The organism is Acidovorax sp. NN32 (assembly GCF_057597245.1).
The window spans coordinates 16,562-34,733 of sequence record NZ_CP199679.1 but is presented as its reverse complement, the minus strand read 5'-3'; the positions used below and the strand labels follow the sequence as shown (position 1 = coordinate 34,733).

The following is an 18,172-nucleotide window of genomic DNA, read 5'->3' as shown; positions in this document are numbered from 1 at the left end:
GCTTTTTTGGCGACGCCCGGCGACCTGGGCCTGGTGCGCAAGGTGGTGCGGTCTTTTCGGTCCCACGCCGCGTTTGCGTCCGAGGGCATTGCGGCGCCCCGGTTCATCCCCGGCGTGGACTATTCAGACCACGCGGCCTACCTCGACGCAGGCTATCCAGCGTTGATGGTGACCGACACCGCCCCCTACCGCTATCCGCACTATCACACCCGCCAGGACACCCCGGACAAGGTGGATTTCGACCGGCTGGCCCGCGTGGTTCAGGTGCTCGAAGGCGTGGTGCGCGACCTCGCGCATTAGGGCAACGCTGAACAAGTCCCTCGCGCACCGCGCATCGCTGCTTTGGGCGGTCTGCCGCGTTGCAAATCCCCGCGATAGCTACGGCCATCGCTGTGGTTTGCGCCTTGCATCCCATCCCAAACCATGGCGTGCGCCATCGCGGGGACTTGTTCAGCGTTGCCTTAGCCGGGCGCACCAAAGACTGAGGAGTCGCGGTTGGGGGGAGTGATGCCATCGCACACGGTGGCGAGACTCTCTGGCACGGAGAGCCTTTTCTTGGCGCCCTGTAATGGCCTGTAATCGTCAGCGCGCATTCGGCTGCCTACATTGACTCCCCCGGCCCGACACATCGTCGAGCTTCATCTTTGAGGAGTTCCACATGGCTACCACCGTCACCATCGCCCAAGACACCACCCGCGAAATCGATCTCGGCAATTCCAACGGCATGAGCATTGCTGCTCCGGGTGCCAAGGCCAGCGTGCACGTCGACTATCAGAATCCGGCGGGCTCTGGAAACTACAGCAGCGCGATCAAGGGATCGGCCGGCTATGGCAATCCGTTTACGGTGCCCGCCGGTGGCACCAAGGCCGTTCTCAAGGCGGATCTTGAATCGGAGCATGTGCGCGTCGGCGCCAGGGATGCCGGCATCACCGTCACCTATTGAATGTTGTGCGCGATCTTGCGCGGGTGCTTGTCAATCCCTCGCAGCGCGCGGATGCTCCAGGAAAAACCGCAGCATCTCCTGCGTGGCATCCACGCCGCGTGGGTCGGTGTGGCTGCCGCCCGCGTGCCCGCCCGCCCACGCGTGGCCTGCGCCGTGCAGCACCCAGTGTTCTGCCACCACGGGGCTGGGCAATGCCCTGCTGGAAGAGGCCGGGCCTGGCCGCGCATACACCCTGCGCGTGTAGCCCAGCCCGCTGGCGGACTGGCCTGCGTGCACGGCCTCCACCGTCTGTGCTGCACCGCCCGGGGCGGTGGCCAGGGCGGTGAGCGTGGCCTGGACCAGTTGCTCGCCGTTGTGGGCGTGCACGGTGGTGTCGGCGTCGCCATGGAACACGATCATCGGCGGAGGCGGCAGTGCAGGAGCCTCGGCGGTGGGGTGGGTGGCGGCGCCGGGTTTGGCGCCGTTTTTCATGGCCGACAGCGCGGCCATCACGTTGTGTGCCGCGCCCGCCTGCAGGCCGGAGTGCACGCCTACGGCGGCAAACAGCTCGGGGTATTCGCGGCCCAGCAGTGCGGCCATGGCGCCGCCAGCCGACAGGCCCGCCACGTAAACGCGTTGCGCATCCACCGGGTGGCGCGCCATCACGTCCTGCAGCATGGCGACGAGCAGCGCGGGCTCGCCGCTGCCCCGGTGCTGGTCGCCAGGGCGAAACCAGTTCCAGCAGCCGTTGGGGTTGGCGCTGTGGGGTTGCTCGGGATACAGCACCAGGGCGTTGGCGGGGGCGGCTGCGTCGTTCATGCCTGTGCCGGTGGCAAAGTCCACGGGGTTCTGCGTGCAGCCGTGCAGCATCAGCACCAGCGGCATGGGGGTGCCTGCCGTGGCGCCCGGGGGCACGTACAGGTGGTAGTGGTGTGGGTGGTGCCGTGCACTCGGGTGGGTGAAGACCACGCGGGTGAAGCTGCCGGGCGGCTCCGCCAGCGGGTGATTGCTGGCGGCGGGGCGTGGTGCTGTGGGGGCCTTTGGCTCGGCCTGGGGGGTGGGGGCGCTGCGGTCGATGACAACGGCGTCTTCCACATCTTGTGCGGCGGCGGCGCTGCGCCAGCGTGGGGCCTCGTCGCCTGCGGGTGATGCCGCTTGCAACGGCGTAGCCCCTGCGCTGGCAGGTGTCGGTTCGTTGCTGTGGCGCGCCACGGCTGCGCCCAGGGTCTGCTGGATGGCCCGCGTGGCGTCGGCCAGCTGGCCACTGCGCACCAGCTGGGTGGCTTCGCCCATCAGGCGCTTGAGATTGAGGTTCCAGTCCATGGGGACTCCTTGTGTGGGTGGGCGCGCCAGCGGTGCGCTGCGGTCCGGGTCGGTGGTGTTCAATGCATGCGCCCGGCCAGGGCGGCCTTGACGGCCGCACTGGCATGGAATGCGCCCAATACCGTCACCGAGGCAATCGTGGCCTGCGCCAGGGCGGGCGGCACGTCGTCGTCGATGCTGGCCAGGCCCAGCACGCGGATCTCCAGCGTCTCGCCCGCCGCCAACACGGCCTCCAGCTCGGCCCGGCCAAAACGCTGCAGCCCCAGCACAAGCATCTTGCGGGCCACCACCTGGCGCACGGCGTCGTTCTGGGCGGTCAGCTGGTTGCGGATGGCGGTGCGGATGAAGTCGGTGCGGTTGGCGTAAAAGCCTTCGGAGACCAGCAGATCAATGTGGCCCAGGTCCACGAAGCCCAGGTTGATCGTGACCTTCTCGGACTCGGGCACCTTGCCGCGCGACGGGGCGATGGGAACGATGTTGTTCATCGGGGGAACTCCATAAAACATCCAAGGGGATGGTGTATGGATGGCATGTGGATGCCTTGGCGCCCTGTTTCAAGAGCCGTGGCCCAAAGAAAAAGGAGCCCGTGGGCCCCATGGCGCGGTGGTTTTGCTATGAAATATGTAGCTATTAGCGCTTGATAGAAAAGCGCTGGAGCCCATTTTTTCTTGAATTTCTGTGCAAGACGCTGACGGTGCTCCCGGCATCGCGGCAGGGTGCGGCGTGCCTCCGGCCCCTGCCCCACCTTGGGGAAACAGCCGCCCGGGGGCCTGCCGCTCAGCCTCTCAGTACAAGGTCAGTTCCTTGTGCTCGCCCAGGCTGCGCGGTGGCTCGCCCGTGATGGCGGCCTTGGCCATCTTGAAGAGCTGCACCATTTTGCTTTCATCCACATCCCAGTATTCGGCATGGCGGATGCGCACGGCCAGCAACGCCAGGTTGGGGTCGGACACGCCACCCGGGAACCATGCCTGGGCCATGGGGGACCACAGGGCTTGTTTTTGCGCATGGTCGTCCACAGCGCGGGCCTGGCCCGACAGCGACACGTAGCTGTCATCGTCCGGGTTGGCATACGACACGTTGACTTCGCCATCGGTCAGCAGGCGTTCGTACAGCTCGCCCGACTTGGGGATGAAGAAGTACAGCTCGCCGTGTTCGTCAAACTGGCGGTTTTGCGTGGTGAGCGGGTGCGCGTGCAGCATGCCCGTGGAGGTGCGGTGCGTGAGCATGCCAAACCGAATGTCCTTGATGAGTTTCCACAAGGTTTCGTGGCCGGGGGTGTCGTGGTGCATGAGGGGCTTCCGTGAAATGGAGGGGGTGCTACGACTCTAGGCCGCCGGCGCCATGCGCCGCGTCGTCCCCCTGCCCGCCTGTGCGTGGGCGCTTGTCCGACATCCCGTCCGACCCGCCCAGACAGGATGGGCCAGGACCGGGCGTTACCTATGCCGCCCGTGCGGCTGCACCGGTACCTCCACCTTGCGCAGCACCTGCCGTGCTGTCACGGTAAAGCGTGGTACGCCAGGTGGAGGGAAGGCGCTTCACGCCTTCTTCAAAAACTCCGACTTCAGCAGCATGCTGCCCAGGTCGGTCTTGCAGTCCACGTTGTGGCCATCGGCGCCATCCACCAGGCGGATGCTCTTGATCTTGGTACCCTTCTTGAGCGTGGACGACGAACCCTTGACCTTGAGGTCTTTCACCAGGATCACCGCGTCGCCGTCTGCGAGTGGATTGCCGTTGGCATCGCGCACCACGCCGTCGCCTGCTTCTGCGGCATCGGACTCGGCAGTATCGGCCACCTGCGGCCATTCAAACGCGCAGTCGGGGCACACATAGTTGCTGCCATCGGGGTAGGTGTTCTCCAGGCCGCATTGGGGGCAGGCAGGGGTGGTGTGGGGCATGGTGGGGTCCTCTCTGTCGTTGTTGTAGTGGTTGTGAAATCGGTGCGCAAAGTGTCGCCGCTTCACAGCGGCGCGCGTTGCTCCAGCGCAAACGGTGGCAGCCCTTTGAGCAGCCGCTGGCCGTAGCTGGTGCGCGTCAGGCGCTTGTCGTAGCAGTACACATGCGCCATGTCTTCTTCGGTGCGAATCGCGCGGCCCACCCATTGCGCCAAGCGGATGGCGGTGGCGGGCACCACCAGCTCGCTGAACGGGTCGCGTCCCACGGCGCGCAGCCACTCGGCGCGGGCCTCGCCCACGGGGTCGTCGGGCGGGGCGAAGGGCAGCTTGGTGATGAAGACCGACTCGCACAGCCGCCCCGGCAGGTCCAGCCCTTCGCCGAAGGACTGCATGCCGAAGATGACCGAGGGCTCGCCGTTTTCCACCCGCTCGCGGTGGCGGCGCAGCAGCTGCGTGCGCGGCAGTGCGTTCTGCACCAGCACCACGCTGCGCATGGCGGTGGGCAGCGCGTCCACCGCCTGGCGCATCTGCTCGCGCGAGGTGAACAGCACCAGCGCGCCGTATTCCACGCGGGCAATGTCGTGCAGCAGCGCGTCCACCATCTCGGTGGTGAACTGCGCGGCGTTCTTGGGGTCCGCGCGGGTTTCGGCGGCAATCAGCGTGCCCTGCGCGGCGTAGTTGAAGGGGCTGGGCACCTCAAGCGTGGTGGCCGCCTCGTCGCCATGCAGGCCTGCCTCGCGCAAGAAGAAATCAAAGTGCCCGCAGCTGGTGAGCGTGGCCGAGGTCAGCACCGCACCGCGCACCGCGCTCCACAGGTGGTTGCGCAGCGTGGTGCCAGGCAGGATGGGGCTGGCGTGCGCCTTGACCACGATGAAGTCGCCATCCACCTCCAGCGTGAACCATTTGGCGGCCGGCACCGCGCCTTCGGGCGCATCCTGCAGCAGCAGTTGTGCGGTGGCGTGCAGCTCTTCCAGGCGCGGGGCCAGCATGCCGATTTGTGCATACAGCGTGGACAGGCGCTTGGCCTCGTCGGGCTTGTCGCGCATCTCGGCGCGCAGGGCTTTGCTGATGGCGCGCAGGGCATCGAGGAAGCCTTCGGCACTGGCGGCCAGCAGGCCCAGCGGGGCAATGAGCTGTTCGGGCAATTCGCCCCGTGGCACCCGCACGCGCGCCGGCCCCCAGGCGCTGGGCTGGCTCTTGAGCTGCGCGCCATACACATCCATCACGATGCGCGCCAGGTCCTGCAGCGTCTGCCGCAACTGGGCCGAATGTTTGGGGATGTCGGCAATTTCTTCGACCTCCAGCAGTGCGCCAATGCGCAGGCCCCGGCTGGCCAGCCGCTCGATCCAGGTGATGCGCGACAGGTCCATGCTGCATGCAAACTGGTCGAGCGCCGTGGCGGGCAGGTGGTGGGCTTCGTCCAGCACCAGGAGGCAGTTGTCCAGCTCGGGCAGCACGCGCGCGCCCAGCGATGACAGCAGCAAATCGTGGTTGGCAACAATCACCTGCGCGCCCACCAGCTCCTTGCGCTTGTCGTAGTAGGTGCACTGGCTGAAGGCCGGGCAGTGTTTGCCGGTGCACGACGCGCCCTCGGCTGCCACGGGGCTCCACACTTCGGGCTCGGGGGGCGTGTCCAGGCTGTCGCGGTCGCCGTCCCAGGCGCCTTTCGACAAGGTTTGCGCCATGGAGCTGTAGAACTGCATGCGCGCCTCGGTTTCGTGCCGAGGGCGCTTGGCGCGGGCTGCGGCTTCTTCCTCGGCAAACAGGTCGTCTTCGCCCTCCTCCTCGGCCTCGCCCGTGCCTGCCAGGCGGTCCAGCTTGAGCTTGCACACATAGCGCCCGCGCCCCTTGGCCAGCGCAAACTTGAAAGGTTGCGGCAGCAGCGCGGCCAGTGCAGGCAGGTCCTTGTTGACCAGTTGCTCCTGTAGCGCCACGGTGGCCGTGGAGATCAGCACCCGCGTGCCGCGCGACAGCGCCAGCGCAATGGCGGGCGCGCAGTAGGCCAGCGACTTGCCCACGCCCGTGCCCGCCTGGATGACCGCAATGGAGCGCGTGGGCGCGGCCTCGCCACTTTCTTCATCCACCTTGCCCAGCGTGGCGCTGCTGAACGTGCGCGCCACCTGCTCGGCCATCAGCCGCTGGCCGGCACGGCTGCGAAAACCCTCGGTGGCTGACACCACCGCATCGAAAGATTCAAGGGCCTGCGCGGCCCACACCTGTTGAGACATACAGTAGTGTCGCATGCCGAAGACAGGTTGACGCTGGGCAGTGCCTTGTGGCGGATGGGCGGGCTGTCCCCCCGCAGCTGCCTTGAAAGAAAATCCCCGCACAGCTACAGGAGAGCAAAGATGCAGGGGGGAAATGCGTGGGGATTTGCGCTGAACTGCGGTCCGCTGCTGCGCTGCAGGCCATGGGCAATGGCAAGCGCAAGCTGTGTTCCGGGTGGGGCGAAAGGTGTGCAAGGCACCCTGCTTCGGACGCTGGGGTTCGTGCTGCTGCTGTGCATGGTGAGTGCATCGGGCGCATGGGCACAGCAACCCGCATCGTCGGCTGCCCCGGCAGGCAGCCCTGCGCGCCAGCGGTTGCTGGCGCAGGAGCTGGTGCCGCAGCACCCTGCCCGGTACGCATGGATGCGTGCGGCAGAGGCCCAGGGGCAAGGGGCCGATGCGCTTTATCTGCGGCTTGCATTGCTCGACGAATGGCTGCTCGCCCTGGAAGGGCGGCCGGCGCAGGCCAGTCGCACCATCGAAGTTGCCATCGCTCACGGGCGCGAGGTCGATGCGGACGATCTGCAGCGCCGGGCGCGTGCGGTCTGGCCCTCTCTCCTCAGAGCCCAGCTGCGGCCGCTATGGGACATGGACGGCCCCGATGTTCCGCTGCCGTCCGAGCTGGATGCCCTGGGCGCGGACAGCATTGCCCAAGAAGGCCCTGGCCTCTGGGTGCACCGGGCCAAAGATGGCCGGCCTCGGGGCCTTTACCTTTGGCTGGGCGTGCGCAATGGGCTGGGCGAGCCCGTGCCTTTGCCGGAGTTTGCGCTGCGCCTGGGCCGCCCCGGCCAGCAGGCGGCTGCGCCGTTGATGCAATGCTATTTGCCCCGGTACAGCACGCGGCAGCTCATCCCGCCGCAAAGCACGCAGCATTACCTGTGCCGCGCGGGCGAGGGTGGCCTTGGGCTGCCGCCGCCCGGCGTGGGGTGGCTGGCGCAGATGGGTGAGTGGTTCAGCCAGGGGGCGTCCCTGCAGACCGAACTGCCCCAGCGCGACCAGGCCTTGTCGCGCACGGGCCGGATCCTGGGCCAGGTGGACAACCCGGCGGTGGACGACTTCCTGCGTGGTGCCCGTGAATCCACCGAGAAGCAGCAACAACTGCAAAAAGAACGGGCCCAGGCGGAGGCCGCAGCGGCGAAGAAGGCCCGTGAAGCCACGCCAGCGCGCCGCTCTGCTGAGCCGCTACCGCTCTGGCTCAAGCGGGTGGCGTTCTTGGGCGGGGTGGTGGGCGCATTGGTGCTCTATGGCCTGCTCGCGCACCACGTCAGCGTGGCAGTGGCGTCCGGGGTGCTGTGGTTGGGCCTGGCCATTCCGAGCGCGATCTACTTGCGTTCGATCTGGACCATGGGCGGGACCGACGGCTGGGGCAAACTCGTGGCCATCGTCCTGTCGGGTGCAGCCATCGCGGCGCCTTTTGTGGGCACGCTCGCCGCGTACACGGTCTACAAGCTGGTGGTGAGCGCGCGGGCGCGCCGCAAGGCGATCCTCTTTTTGCTCGGCGTGATCGTGGTCATCGTGCTCCATGCGCTGGAGCGGTGGTTGTTCTGGTGACAGCAGGCTCCGCACGCCCGCAGCGGCGCAGGGCCTGGGCCTACAGAGCGGGGAGGCCAGCGGCGCTAGGGTGAAGGGACTCCACGTTGCATACCAAGGCCCCGCATGAAAACGACCCCCACAGCCCCCCGCAAGGAAGAGGAGATCATCCCCTCCGCTCCTGTGCCCGCCCGCACCGAGCGGCGCGTGAACACCACCCAGCCCCAGCCGCACCCTGGCAGCGGACCCGAAGACCTGAGCGGGCCCGAACCCCGCCTGCCCCACGAGCGCGACGAGGCGGTCAACATGACCGACGGCGAACCCGACGCCAAGATGGAGCAGGCCTACCGTGATGTGAAACGTGGCCTGCAGGACACGGACCGGGGGCCACCGGCCGACAAGGCGTACCAGAAGCAGAAACGGTAATGCTGCTAATTTGATAGCTATTTGCGCTTGATGGATAAGCGCTAGAGGCCAATTCTTATCAGTTTTACGGCACCCGCGCCGCCCTGAACCAGCGCGGCAGGTGGTCATGGGCGTGCACCAGCGATTCAAGCACGCCGTGGCTGCGCTCCACCACCTCAATGCCCGGCGCTTTGAGGTCCGGCACGATCACTACCGCGACCCCTGCGGCTTGCGCTGCGCGTGCGCCGTTCTCGCTGTCTTCAAACGCCAGGCACTGTGCGGGGTCCACGCCCAGGCGCACAGCCGCCAGCTGGTACAGGGCGGGGTCGGGTTTGCCGCGCGGCACCTCGTTGCCGCCAGCCCAGGCGTGAAAGTGCTGCAGCACGCCCACCCTGCCCAGGCGGTGCTCGATCTCGTCGCGCCGCGACGATGAGGCCACCGCGCAGGGCACGCCTGCTTGCCCCAAGGCGCGCAGCAGCGAGGCGGCGCCGGGTTTGAGGGGAAACAGGGGCTCTGGCCCCGCGTCCCACAGGCGCGCAGCCACATCGGACTGCACCAGCTCAAAGACACCGGGCCCACCCAGTAATTTCGTGAGCATGGCATCAGAGTCGGCAGACGCACGCCCTACCACCTGCAGGTAGTCGACCTCTGCCAGCGCGATCCCCCGCGCCTGTGCGGCGTCAATCCAGGCGCGCTGGGTCACACGCTCGGAATCCACCAGCAGTCCGTCCATGTCGAAGATGGCGGCGGTGAAGCGAAACTGGCGGAGAGTCTTGGGCATGCAAATGCTCTGATTTTGATAGCTTCTATCGCTTGATAATTTAGCGCTTGCAGGCAATTTCATTCAGTTGTTCGCCACCGCCAACGCTTACCCCCGCTCGCGCAGCGCGCGCTCGATCCGGTCCCTTCGCACCGTCGTCTTGGGCACCTTGAACGGGAACCACGTGCGTACGTCCTCTTCGAGCCCGATGCCGTGCATGTAGTTGTAGATGGCCTTCTTGAGCGCGCCGCCCAGCGCGTCGTGGTCGACGCCCGTGGGGTCGATGAAGGCCACGTCGTTCTTGGCGAAGTCGCCCGGGGGCAGGGGCGCCAGCGTGACGCCGTATTCCTCGGGGTTTTTGCCGACGGGCGAGTGCACGGTGCAGGCAAAGCGGTGGAAGAACCCGCTCTGAATGCAGCCGTTGGCGAACAGCTGGCGCACGTATTCGAGTGCGTCCACGGTGTCCTGCACGGTCTGCGTGGGAAAGCCGTACATCAGGTACGCATGCACCAAGATGCCCGTGTCGGTGAACGCCCGCGTCACGCGCGCCACCTGGTCGACCGATACGCCTTTTTTCATGAGCTCCAGCAGCCTGTCCGATGCAACCTCCAGCCCGCCCGAGATCGCGATGCAGCCGCTGTCGGCCAGCAGCTCGGCCAGGTCGGGCGTGAAGGTTTTCTCGAACCGCACATTGCCCCACCAGCTGATGCCTGCGTTGCGCGCGATCAGCTCGGTGGCCAGTGCCTTGAGCGCCTTGGGCGGTGCGGCCTCGTCCACGAAATGAAAGCCGGTCTGCCCCGTCTCGCGCACGATCTGCTCGATGCGGTCGGCCAGCACGGCGGCGCTGGCGCCTTCGTAGCGGCTGATGTAGTCCAGGCTCACATCGCAAAAGCTGCACTTCTTCCAGTAGCAGCCGTGCGCCACGGTGAGCTTGTTCCAGCGCCCATCGCTCCACAGGCGGTGCATGGGGTTGAGCATGTCCAGGAGCGACAGATATCGGTCCAGCGGCAAGCCGTCCCACGTGGGTGTGCCCACCTCGGCAAAGGCGATGTCGGCTTCCATCATGTTGATGTACTGCACCGCGCCATCGTCACCGCGCACGAAGGTGCGCACCAAGCGCTGGCGGCCGCGCTCGCCGCGCAGGTGCTCGAGCAGCGCCAGCAATGGGCGTTCGCCCGCGTCCAGCGTCACGTAGTCAAAGAAGTCGAACACACGCGGGTCGGCCAGTTCGCGCAGCTCGGTGTTCACAAAGCCGCCGCCCAGCACGGTGGCGATGTGCGGGTGCCGCGCCTTGATGGCCTGGGCAATGCGGAACGCCGCATACACGGACCCCGGGAACGGCACGGACAGCAGCACCACGCTGGGCTGGTGCTTGGCAATCGCCTCGTGCGTGAGCTGCTCCAGCAGCGTGTCCACCAGCGTGGGTGTTGTCGCCAGCGCTTTGGCCAGCGGGTCAAACGTGGGCTGGCTGCCTGCGAGCGATTCGGCATAGCGCACAAACTCAAAGCGCTCGTCCACCGCGTCGCGCAGCACATCGGCCAGGTCGTTCAGGTACAGCGTGGCCAGGTGCTTGGCCTTGTCCGTCAGGCCGAGCGCGCCAAAAGCCCAGCCCAGCGGGTCGCCGCCTTCGTCATCCACATACACATCCAGTGTGGCAAAGCGCGGGCCCTCGGGCAGGTAGTTCCGTCCCACGATGCGGTGCGCCAGCGTGCTGTCGCGGCCTTGCAAGAAGGCAATGGCGGGGCCGATGGTGGCGAGGTAGCGGTCCTTTTGCGCCGCAAAACTTTGCACGGCGGGGCTCTGCTTTTTGGCGGGCAGCGCATCCACCTGGGTGGCCACCGCGCGCAGCCCTTCGGGCGAGAGCAGGCGCAGCACCAGCGCCAATGCCAGGTCTTCCTGGAACGCCGTCACCCCCCGCGAGCGCAGAAAGCCCGTGAGGTAGGCGGTGGAGGGGTATGGCGTGTTCAGCTGCGTCATCGGGGGGATGACGGAGAGGACGCGCTGGGCGGGTGAGGCGGGGGCGACGGCAGACATGGTGGAAACAGGCAATGGGGCGATGCGGTGCCGCCGCAGGGGTCGTGGAACCCCCGATTATCCCGGCCCGGCTTTATCCCTGGTGGGCGGGGGGCGCCGGGGGCACCGCGTGGGGTGTGCCGCAGGTCATCCCTGGTAGTTGTTCTTCACCCGCACATAGTGCTCGGCCGAATATTTCAGGTACGCAATCTCTGCATCGGTGAGCGCGCGCTGGCGCACCGCCGGGCGGCCGATGTAGAGGTACCCGCTCTCCAGCACCTTGCCGGGCGAGACCAGGCTGCCTGCGCCCAGCATCACGCGGTCTTCGATGATGGCGTCATCCATCACGATGGAGCCCATGCCGATGAGGCATTCGTTGCCGATGCGGCAGCCGTGCAGGATCACCGAGTGGCCCACCGTGACGTAGTCGCCGATGACCAGCGGCGAGCCTTCGGGCTTGCTGGCGTTGCGGTGCGACACATGGCCCATGGTCAGGTCCTGCACGTTGCTGCACACGCCCACGGTGATGCGGTTCACATCGCCGCGCAGCACGGCGTTGCACCACACCGAGCTGTCGCGGCCCAGCGTGACGTCGCCGATGACCTGGGCAGAGTCGTGGATGAAAACGCCGGTGTCCAGGACCGGGGCGGTGTCGAGGTAGGGAGCGAGGGGCATCTTGGTGTCAGGCTGCGTGGAAAGAACGGGTGAGCGTAGTGCAAATCGCTCCTCACGCCGGTTTGCTGACCAGGGTGGTGGCGTTGGTCAGCGCGCTGGGGCGCGGCGAGGGGCAGCTTTCGCAGAGGTTGCAACAGGGACTGCCGCTGCCTTGCCCGTGCTTCCAACCCGGGCTTTTTTTGCGGGGGCCTTGGCCTCCTGGGTGGGCGCGGCGTAGAACCCCAGAAACATGTCCACCGCATCCCCCACCACTTGCGCTTGCTGTGCGGCGCTCAAGGGCGGCTGCCCCATGGCCAGCTGGGGCCAGAACGCAAATGCCTTGACCATGCCCTGCAGTTGCTGCGCGGCGTAGGGCACATCCATAGTGGCGCGCAGGCGGCCATCTTGCTGGGCCGCGCGCAACCAGCGCGGCAGGCCCTCTTCCTTGGCCGAGAGCTTGGCGGTGATGCCGCGCGCGCGCTCGGGGGTGTGCATCATGTCGGCCATGGCCACGCGGCTCAGGTCGATGAAACTCGCGTCGTTGAGCAGGCGCATCTTTTGCGCCAGCAGCTCCAGCAGCTGGTCGCGCAGCGGGCGCGTGGGGGTGTAGGCCAGTTCGTCGGGTGACTGGCTGCGCTCCCACATCAGCAGCAGGATGGCTTCGAACAGTTCTTCCTTGCTTGGGAAGTGGTTGTACACCGTGCGTTTGGACACATCCGCCGCTGCGGCCACGCGGTCCATGCTGGTGCCGTTGAAGCCGTGTTCGCGGAACTCGCCGATGGCGGCCTGCACGATGGCATCGCGCTTGCGGTCGGTCAGGCGAGGGGTGGGCTGGGAGGCAGTCATGCGCAAATTTTACACCGGGTAGTTTACTTTTCTAAAAAGTGAACTACACTGTGCAGTGTAATTTCTATGTCGCAGATCCGGTGTCACTCTCCATCGCCCGCCGCCGCCGTCTGCTCCCGGCACTTTGTGTCGCCTTCGTTGTACTGATCGCCATGGCCTACAGCCTCTTTTCCCGCGCCGCCCAGCCGGTGGCCGCCTATGAACAGTCGCCGCAGTTCGCGGGTGGCAAGTTTCGCAACGTGGCACCCCGCCATGCGCTGGGCGCCCTCAAGACGCTGCAGGTGATGTGGCGCTTTGCCACCGGCAAGCCCGACGACTCGGTGCCGCGCCAGCCCGTGCCGGTGTACGCGGTGATGCGGTCAGACCTGCTGGCCGCGCCCGACCTGAGCCTGTGGCGCCTGGGGCACTCCACCCTGCTCTTTAAGATCAACGGCCAGTTCTGGCTGACCGACCCGGTGTTTTCCGAGCGCGCCTCGCCGTTCCAGTTCCTGGGCCCCAAGCGTTTTCATGCGCCGCCCATCACGATTGACGAGCTGCCGCCCATTACCGGCGTGATCCTGTCGCACGACCACTACGACCACCTGGACTACGCAGCCATCCAGAAGCTTGCGCCCAAGGTGGAGCACTTCATCACGCCGCTGGGCGTGGGCGACCGGCTCATCGGCTGGGGCGTGCCTGCGGCCAAGGTGCAGCAGTTTGACTGGTGGCAGGGCACCACCATTGGTGGGCTGCAGCTGGTGGCCACGCCTGCGCAGCATTTCTCGGGCCGGGGCCTGTCGGACGGCAACAGCACGCTGTGGGCCTCGTGGGTGCTGATCGCGGGCCAAGGCGCTGATCCGATCCGCATCTTCTTCAGTGGCGACACGGGCTACTTCGACGGCTTCAAGGCCATTGGCGAGCGGTTCGGACCGTTCGATCTGACGCTGATCGAAACGGGCGCCTACAACGCCGACTGGCCCGACATCCACATGCACCCCGAGGAGAGCCTGCAGGCCCATCTGGACGTGAAGGGGCGCCATCTGTTCCCCATCCACAACGGCACGTTCGACCTGTCGCTGCACCCCTGGGTAGAGCCGTTCGAGCGCATCACCGCGCTCGCAGCGGCAGCGCAGGTGCCGCTGGTGGCGCCCATCATGGGCGAGCGGCTGGACATCCGCGCGCCCGCGCTGTCCACGCACTGGTGGCGCAAGGTAGAGCCGCAGGCCGAGGCCACGGCAGTGGACCGCAGCGTGGCCCTGGCCCCGCAGCCCGGCGCGTGGTGATTTACCGCATGCGCGCCAGCCCGCCCACCACGCGCGCGGCGGCCACGATCTCGGCTTCGCTATAGCCTGCATACCCCAACAGCCAGCCACGCCGCGTGGACTGCATCGCATAGCGCGATAGTGGCGCCAGCATCACCCCGGCGGTGAGCGCCTTGCGGCTCAGGGTCTCGTCGTCACTGCCTGGGGCGGCTTCGTACAGCAGGTGCATGCCCCGGTCGCTGGGCGCCAGCTGAAGGGCCCCGCCGCTCGTATCGGCCAGCGCGTCAACCAGCACCCGCTGGCGCGCCTGGTACAGCTCGCGCATCTGCCGCAGGTGGCGCAGCAGGTGGCCTTCTGCAATGAAGCGCGCCAGCACCGCCTGGGTGTCGCCCGGTGCATGCCGGTCGGTGATGGCGCGGGCCATGGCAAAGGCCTCCACCAGTGCGGGCGGCACCACCACAAAGCCCAGGCGCAGGCCGGGGTGCAGTGTCTTGCTGAAGGTGCCCACGTACAACACCCGCTCCGAGCCCGGCAGGCTGCACAAGGCGGGTACGCGCTGGGCAGCGCCGCCGTACTGAAACTCGCCGTCGTAGTCGTCTTCCACCACCCAGGCGTCGTGCGTGCGCGCCCATTGCAGCAGCGCCTGCCGCCGCGCCAGGCCCATGCACACGCCGGTGGGGAACTGGTGCGTGGGCGTGACCACCGCCATGCGCGCGCCGGGCCACTGGGCCGCACCCTCGTCGATGCGAAGGCCCTGCGCATCCAGCGCCACGGGCCGCGCCAGCACGCCGTGGCCCAGCAGGCTGGCGCGGATGCCTGGGTAGCCAGGGTCTTCCACCAGCACCTCATCGCCCACGTCCAGCAGCAGCCGCGCGATCAGGTCGATGCCCTGCTGCGAGCCCGAGCACACCACCACCTGCGCCGCATCGCAGCGGATGCCGCGCGAAGCCCACAGCCACAGTGCCACGGCCTGGCGCAGTTCGGGGTCGCCCGCGGGGTCCAGGTACTGTGCGCGTGCGCTGCGCTGGCCGGGGCGGGCCTGGCGCGCGAGGCGGTCCCACAGCGCAAACGGAAACGTGTCCACCTCGGGCGCGCCGATGCGGAATGCGCGTGCCGCCACATGCGGCGGGCGCCAGCGGGCAGCCGTCTCGGCAATGAGCTGCCCGCGCCGCGAGAGCCCACGGGGCGGCGCCACCAGCCCTTGCGTGGGCGGTGCGCCTGCGGCATGCGAGACATAGGTGCCGTCGCCCACACGCGCCTCCACATACCCTTCGGCCTGCAGGCGCTGCACGGCCCACAGCACGGTGTTGCGTGACACGCCCAGGCTGGCTGCGTGCTCGCGCGACGGCGGCAGGCGCGTGCCCGCCGGCAGCCGGCCCTGTTCGATGGCGCTGCGCAGCTGCTCGTACACCTGCTGGCGCAACTGGCCCAGGCGCCCGTCCCGGGGGGCTGTGGTTTTGGGATTGGCTCCGGCAACTGGCATGAATTGGCCCCTTGGTTGTGGTAGTGCAACCATAAACTGAAGAGCCATTTTAGAAATCCCGGGCTTGTGTTTCCTCCAAGGCCCGGCCACCGCAAGAAAGACCTATCCATGGCCGAGCACACCGCCACTATCACCTGGTCCCGTGGCAACGATGACTTTCTGGACAAGCGCTACCACCGCGCCCACACCTGGCAGTTCGATGGCGGTGCCACCGTGGCCGCGTCGTCGTCGCCCCATGTTGTGCCGCTGCCGTATTCCGACGCAGCAGCGGTGGACCCGGAAGAAGCCTATGTCGCCGCGCTGTCGAGCTGTCACATGCTGTGGTTCATGGACTTCGCCAGCCGCGCGGGCTATCGGCTCAACCACTATGCCGACGCGGCCGTGGGCACCATGGCCAAGAACGCAGAGGGCCAGCTAGTGGTCACCCATGTGCAGCTGAGGCCCGTCACGCGCTTTGATGCGGCGCACGCGCCCAGCGCTGCCCAGCTGGACGACCTGCACCACCGCGCCCACACATCGTGTTTTCTGGCCAACTCGGTCAAGACGCAGATCGACTGCGCGCCCGTGCTCGAAGTGGATGGAGCCTGATATGACCATTGCCAACCGCCAGTTTCAAGTCACCGACCCGGCCGCGCAGCAGGGACTGGTGCAGGCCCAGCCCCTGGCCACCCTGGTCGTGTCGCACGAGGGCACGCTGCACGTGAACCATGTGCCTTTGTATCTGGACCCCTCGCGCGGACCGCACGGCACGCTGGTGGGCCATGTGGGGCGCGGCAACGGCGTGTGGCCGCTGCTGCCGCAGCAGGCCGTGGCCGTGTTCCACGGCCCCCAGGCCTATGTGTCGCCCTCGTGGTATCCGTCCAAGGCCATCGACGGCAAGCAGGTGCCCACCTGGAACTACGCCACCGTGCACGCCCACGGCTCGCTCAGCGCGGTGGACGATCCAGTGCAGTTGCGCGCCATCCTGCACATTCTGAGCGAGCGGCACGAGGCGCACCGCCCCGACCCTTGGCGCATTGACGATGCCCCGCCCGACTACATCGACAAGCTGCTGGGCGCCATCGTGGGCATCGAGCTGGCGGTGGAGCGTTGGGAAGGCGTCTGGAAGGTGAGCCAGAACCGCACCGACACCGACCGCGCGGGCGTGGTGCAGGGCCTGATGGCCGAGGGCACATCTGCAGCACAAGACATGGCCGCGCTGGTGCGGGCGGCTTGATGCCTTGAGTACCCGCCAGCATCAAAATTGATAGCTTCTGGCGCCTGATAGATAAGCGCTAGAGCCTGTTTTGACCATATTTTTTAGGTGGCTGAAATCGTTCATCACCGTTCGGGCTGAGGCTGTCGAAGCCGTGCGCGGCGCTTCGACCGCCTCAGCGTGAACGGGTTATGGGCGAATCATCCCTCCAGCAGCTCCACCCGCAGCGCTGCCACTGGCCCGGCCACCGCAGGGTGGGAGGCCAGTGCGTGCACGGCCAGGTCTACCGTGGCTTGGGCCACGGCATCGGTCAGCACCAGCACCTGGGGCTCGCTGCCCGTGGGCAGCGCTTTGTCGCAGGCCAGCTCCACACGCTGCACCGGCACGTGCTGCGACGCCAGCCAGGCACCCACGGCTTCGATCAGCTGGGCGCTGTGCACAGGCACGCGCAGGTAGTGGCGGGTGTGCACGGCTGCGCGGGGCAGCACGGCCAGTTGCTCGTCCATCGCCTGGGGGTGAAACCCCAGGTGCGGCACGCGCTGCTGTGCACGGGTGCCATCCAGGCGCGCCACGTCCACCAGATCTGCAATCACGGCCGATGCGGTTTGCTCGGACCCCGCGCCCGCGCCGTAGAACATCGTCACGCCCGAAGCATCGCCCTTGACCATCACCGCGTTCATGGAGCCGTTCACCTGCGCCAGCAAATGCGCGGCAGGCACCAGCGCAGGTTGCACGCGCAGCTCCACGCCGTCCACATCGCTCTCTTTGCGCCGCTTGGCCACGCCCAGCAGCTTGATGCGAAAGCCCAGCTGCTCGGCGCAGGCCACGTCCAGCCCCTGCAGGCGGGTGATGCCCTCCACCTGCGCATCGGCAAAGCGCACCGGCATGCCGAACGCATTGGCCGCCAGCAGCGAGATCTTGTGCGCAGCGTCGATGCCCTCGATGTCAAATGTCGGGTCCGCCTCGGCATAGCCCAGCGCCTGGGCCTGCGCCAGCGCTTCGGCAAAGCCCACACCCTCATCGCGCATCTTGCTCAGGATGAAGTTGGTGGTGCCGTTGATGATGCCCGCCACCCACTCGATGCGGTTGGCCGTCAGGCCCTCGCGCAGCGCCTTCACGATGGGGATGCTCACCGCCACCGCGCCTTCATAGGCCACGGCCACGCCGTGCTGGCGGGCGGCGGCAAAGATCTCGGTGCCGTGCGTGGCCAGCAGCGCCTTGTTGGCCGTGACCACATGCTTGCCCGCGCGGATGGCGGCCAGCACCCAGTCGCGCGCAGGGCCGGTGCCGCCAGCGGCTTCCACCAGCACATCCACATCGGGGTGTGTGGCCACCTGCATGGGGTCGTTGGTCAGGGCCACATCTTTGCCCACCACGCTCATGGCGCGGGCGAGGCTGCGGGCGCAGACCACCACCAGCTTGATGTCCCGCCCTGCGCGGCCTGCGATGAGCGCCTGGTTGCGTGCCAGCACGCGAAAGGTGCCCGCGCCCACGGTGCCAATGCCGATCATGCCCACGCGCAGGGGGCGCATGGCCGCAGTGGGCGACTGCAACGACGGGGCTTCGAGGGACGGGACGGGATCGCGGTACATGGTCTTCTCCGGCTAACGAACAAACAAAAAAACCAGCTGCCAGAGCTGG

General features: G+C 67.3%; 17 protein-coding genes and 1 pseudogene. 7 read left to right on the top strand and 11 right to left on the bottom strand.

Features of this window, described 5'->3' with window-relative positions; translation table 11 throughout:
• Nucleotides 1-6: 6 nt before the first annotated feature.
• A complete protein-coding gene (locus tag ACT89O_RS00180; RefSeq protein ID WP_487261480.1) occupies nt 7-300 on the top strand; it encodes a M28 family peptidase in 294 nt (97 codons plus the stop codon).
• 358 nt (nt 301-658) lie between these two features.
• Nucleotides 659-943: a hypothetical protein gene (locus tag ACT89O_RS00175; RefSeq protein WP_487261479.1), complete on the top strand. Its 285-nt coding sequence runs from the start codon at nt 659-661 to the stop codon at nt 941-943.
• Between the two features lie 30 nt (nt 944-973).
• On the opposite strand, the gene ACT89O_RS00170 is transcribed toward ACT89O_RS00175, so the two are convergent.
• The 5 genes from ACT89O_RS00170 to dinG form a co-directional block, all read right to left on the bottom strand.
• On the bottom strand, nt 974-2,245 hold the full coding sequence (locus tag ACT89O_RS00170; RefSeq protein WP_487261478.1) for an extracellular catalytic domain type 1 short-chain-length polyhydroxyalkanoate depolymerase: 1,272 nt from the start codon (nt 2,243-2,245) through the stop codon (nt 974-976).
• 59 nt (nt 2,246-2,304) lie between these two features.
• Nucleotides 2,305-2,730, bottom strand: a complete 426-nt coding sequence (locus ACT89O_RS00165) for a CopG family transcriptional regulator (RefSeq protein ID WP_487261477.1) — start codon at nt 2,728-2,730, stop codon at nt 2,305-2,307.
• Nucleotides 2,731-3,030: 300 nt separating this feature from the next.
• On the bottom strand, nt 3,031-3,534 hold the full coding sequence (locus tag ACT89O_RS00160) for a pyridoxamine 5'-phosphate oxidase family protein (RefSeq protein ID WP_121421727.1): 504 nt from the start codon (nt 3,532-3,534) through the stop codon (nt 3,031-3,033).
• A 246-nt stretch (nt 3,535-3,780) separates the two neighbouring features.
• On the bottom strand, nt 3,781-4,140 hold the full coding sequence (locus tag ACT89O_RS00155) for a zinc ribbon domain-containing protein YjdM (protein ID WP_121422966.1): 360 nt from the start codon (nt 4,138-4,140) through the stop codon (nt 3,781-3,783).
• A 62-nt stretch (nt 4,141-4,202) separates the two neighbouring features.
• On the bottom strand, nt 4,203-6,365 hold the full coding sequence (gene dinG / locus ACT89O_RS00150; RefSeq protein ID WP_487261476.1) for an ATP-dependent DNA helicase DinG: 2,163 nt from the start codon (nt 6,363-6,365) through the stop codon (nt 4,203-4,205).
• A gap of 228 nt (nt 6,366-6,593) precedes the next feature.
• Here dinG and ACT89O_RS00145 point away from each other — a divergent pair, with 228 nt between their 5' ends.
• The gene (locus ACT89O_RS00145; RefSeq protein ID WP_228897072.1) at nt 6,594-7,955 is read left to right on the top strand and encodes a hypothetical protein; all 1,362 of its coding nucleotides are present in this window, start codon (nt 6,594-6,596) and stop codon (nt 7,953-7,955) included.
• Between the two features lie 105 nt (nt 7,956-8,060).
• Complete coding sequence (locus ACT89O_RS00140) at nt 8,061-8,360, top strand: hypothetical protein (RefSeq protein WP_121421725.1); 300 nt, start codon at nt 8,061-8,063, stop codon at nt 8,358-8,360.
• A gap of 64 nt (nt 8,361-8,424) precedes the next feature.
• Here ACT89O_RS00140 and ACT89O_RS00135 read toward each other — a convergent pair whose 3' ends face one another.
• The 4 genes and pseudogenes from ACT89O_RS00135 to ACT89O_RS00120 all read right to left on the bottom strand — a co-directional run.
• The gene (locus ACT89O_RS00135) at nt 8,425-9,120 is read right to left on the bottom strand and encodes an HAD family hydrolase (protein WP_228897073.1); all 696 of its coding nucleotides are present in this window, start codon (nt 9,118-9,120) and stop codon (nt 8,425-8,427) included.
• Nucleotides 9,121-9,207: 87 nt separating this feature from the next.
• Nucleotides 9,208-11,076 (bottom strand): B12-binding domain-containing radical SAM protein, encoded by a 1,869-nt coding sequence (locus ACT89O_RS00130; protein ID WP_228897297.1) that lies wholly within the window; start codon nt 11,074-11,076, stop codon nt 9,208-9,210.
• 183 nt (nt 11,077-11,259) lie between these two features.
• Nucleotides 11,260-11,787 carry a gamma carbonic anhydrase family protein gene (locus tag ACT89O_RS00125; RefSeq protein WP_055401191.1) on the bottom strand — a complete coding sequence of 176 codons (528 nt, stop codon included), beginning with the start codon at nt 11,785-11,787 and terminating at the stop codon, nt 11,260-11,262.
• A 210-nt stretch (nt 11,788-11,997) separates the two neighbouring features.
• Nucleotides 11,998-12,612: pseudogene (locus ACT89O_RS00120) on the bottom strand (TetR/AcrR family transcriptional regulator); the annotation flags it as partial.
• 152 nt (nt 12,613-12,764) lie between these two features.
• Between ACT89O_RS00120 and ACT89O_RS00115 the strand changes: the two are divergent.
• On the top strand, nt 12,765-13,874 hold the full coding sequence (locus ACT89O_RS00115; RefSeq protein WP_487261475.1) for an MBL fold metallo-hydrolase: 1,110 nt from the start codon (nt 12,765-12,767) through the stop codon (nt 13,872-13,874).
• Nucleotide 13,875: 1 nt separating this feature from the next.
• On the opposite strand, the gene pdxR is transcribed toward ACT89O_RS00115, so the two are convergent.
• Entirely contained in the window at nt 13,876-15,336 is a 1,461-nt protein-coding gene (gene pdxR, locus ACT89O_RS00110) for a MocR-like pyridoxine biosynthesis transcription factor PdxR (protein ID WP_487261474.1), read from the bottom strand.
• A gap of 108 nt (nt 15,337-15,444) precedes the next feature.
• Here pdxR and ACT89O_RS00105 point away from each other — a divergent pair, with 108 nt between their 5' ends.
• Both ACT89O_RS00105 and ACT89O_RS00100 read left to right on the top strand, forming a co-directional pair.
• Nucleotides 15,445-15,924, top strand: a complete 480-nt coding sequence (locus ACT89O_RS00105; RefSeq protein ID WP_487261473.1) for an OsmC family protein — start codon at nt 15,445-15,447, stop codon at nt 15,922-15,924.
• A gap of 1 nt (nt 15,925) precedes the next feature.
• On the top strand, nt 15,926-16,552 hold the full coding sequence (locus ACT89O_RS00100) for an FMN-binding negative transcriptional regulator (RefSeq protein ID WP_487261472.1): 627 nt from the start codon (nt 15,926-15,928) through the stop codon (nt 16,550-16,552).
• A gap of 179 nt (nt 16,553-16,731) precedes the next feature.
• Here ACT89O_RS00100 and ACT89O_RS00095 read toward each other — a convergent pair whose 3' ends face one another.
• Nucleotides 16,732-18,123, bottom strand: coding sequence for a homoserine dehydrogenase (locus ACT89O_RS00095; protein ID WP_487261471.1), 1,392 nt, complete (start codon nt 18,121-18,123; stop codon nt 16,732-16,734).
• Nucleotides 18,124-18,172 lie beyond the last annotated feature (49 nt).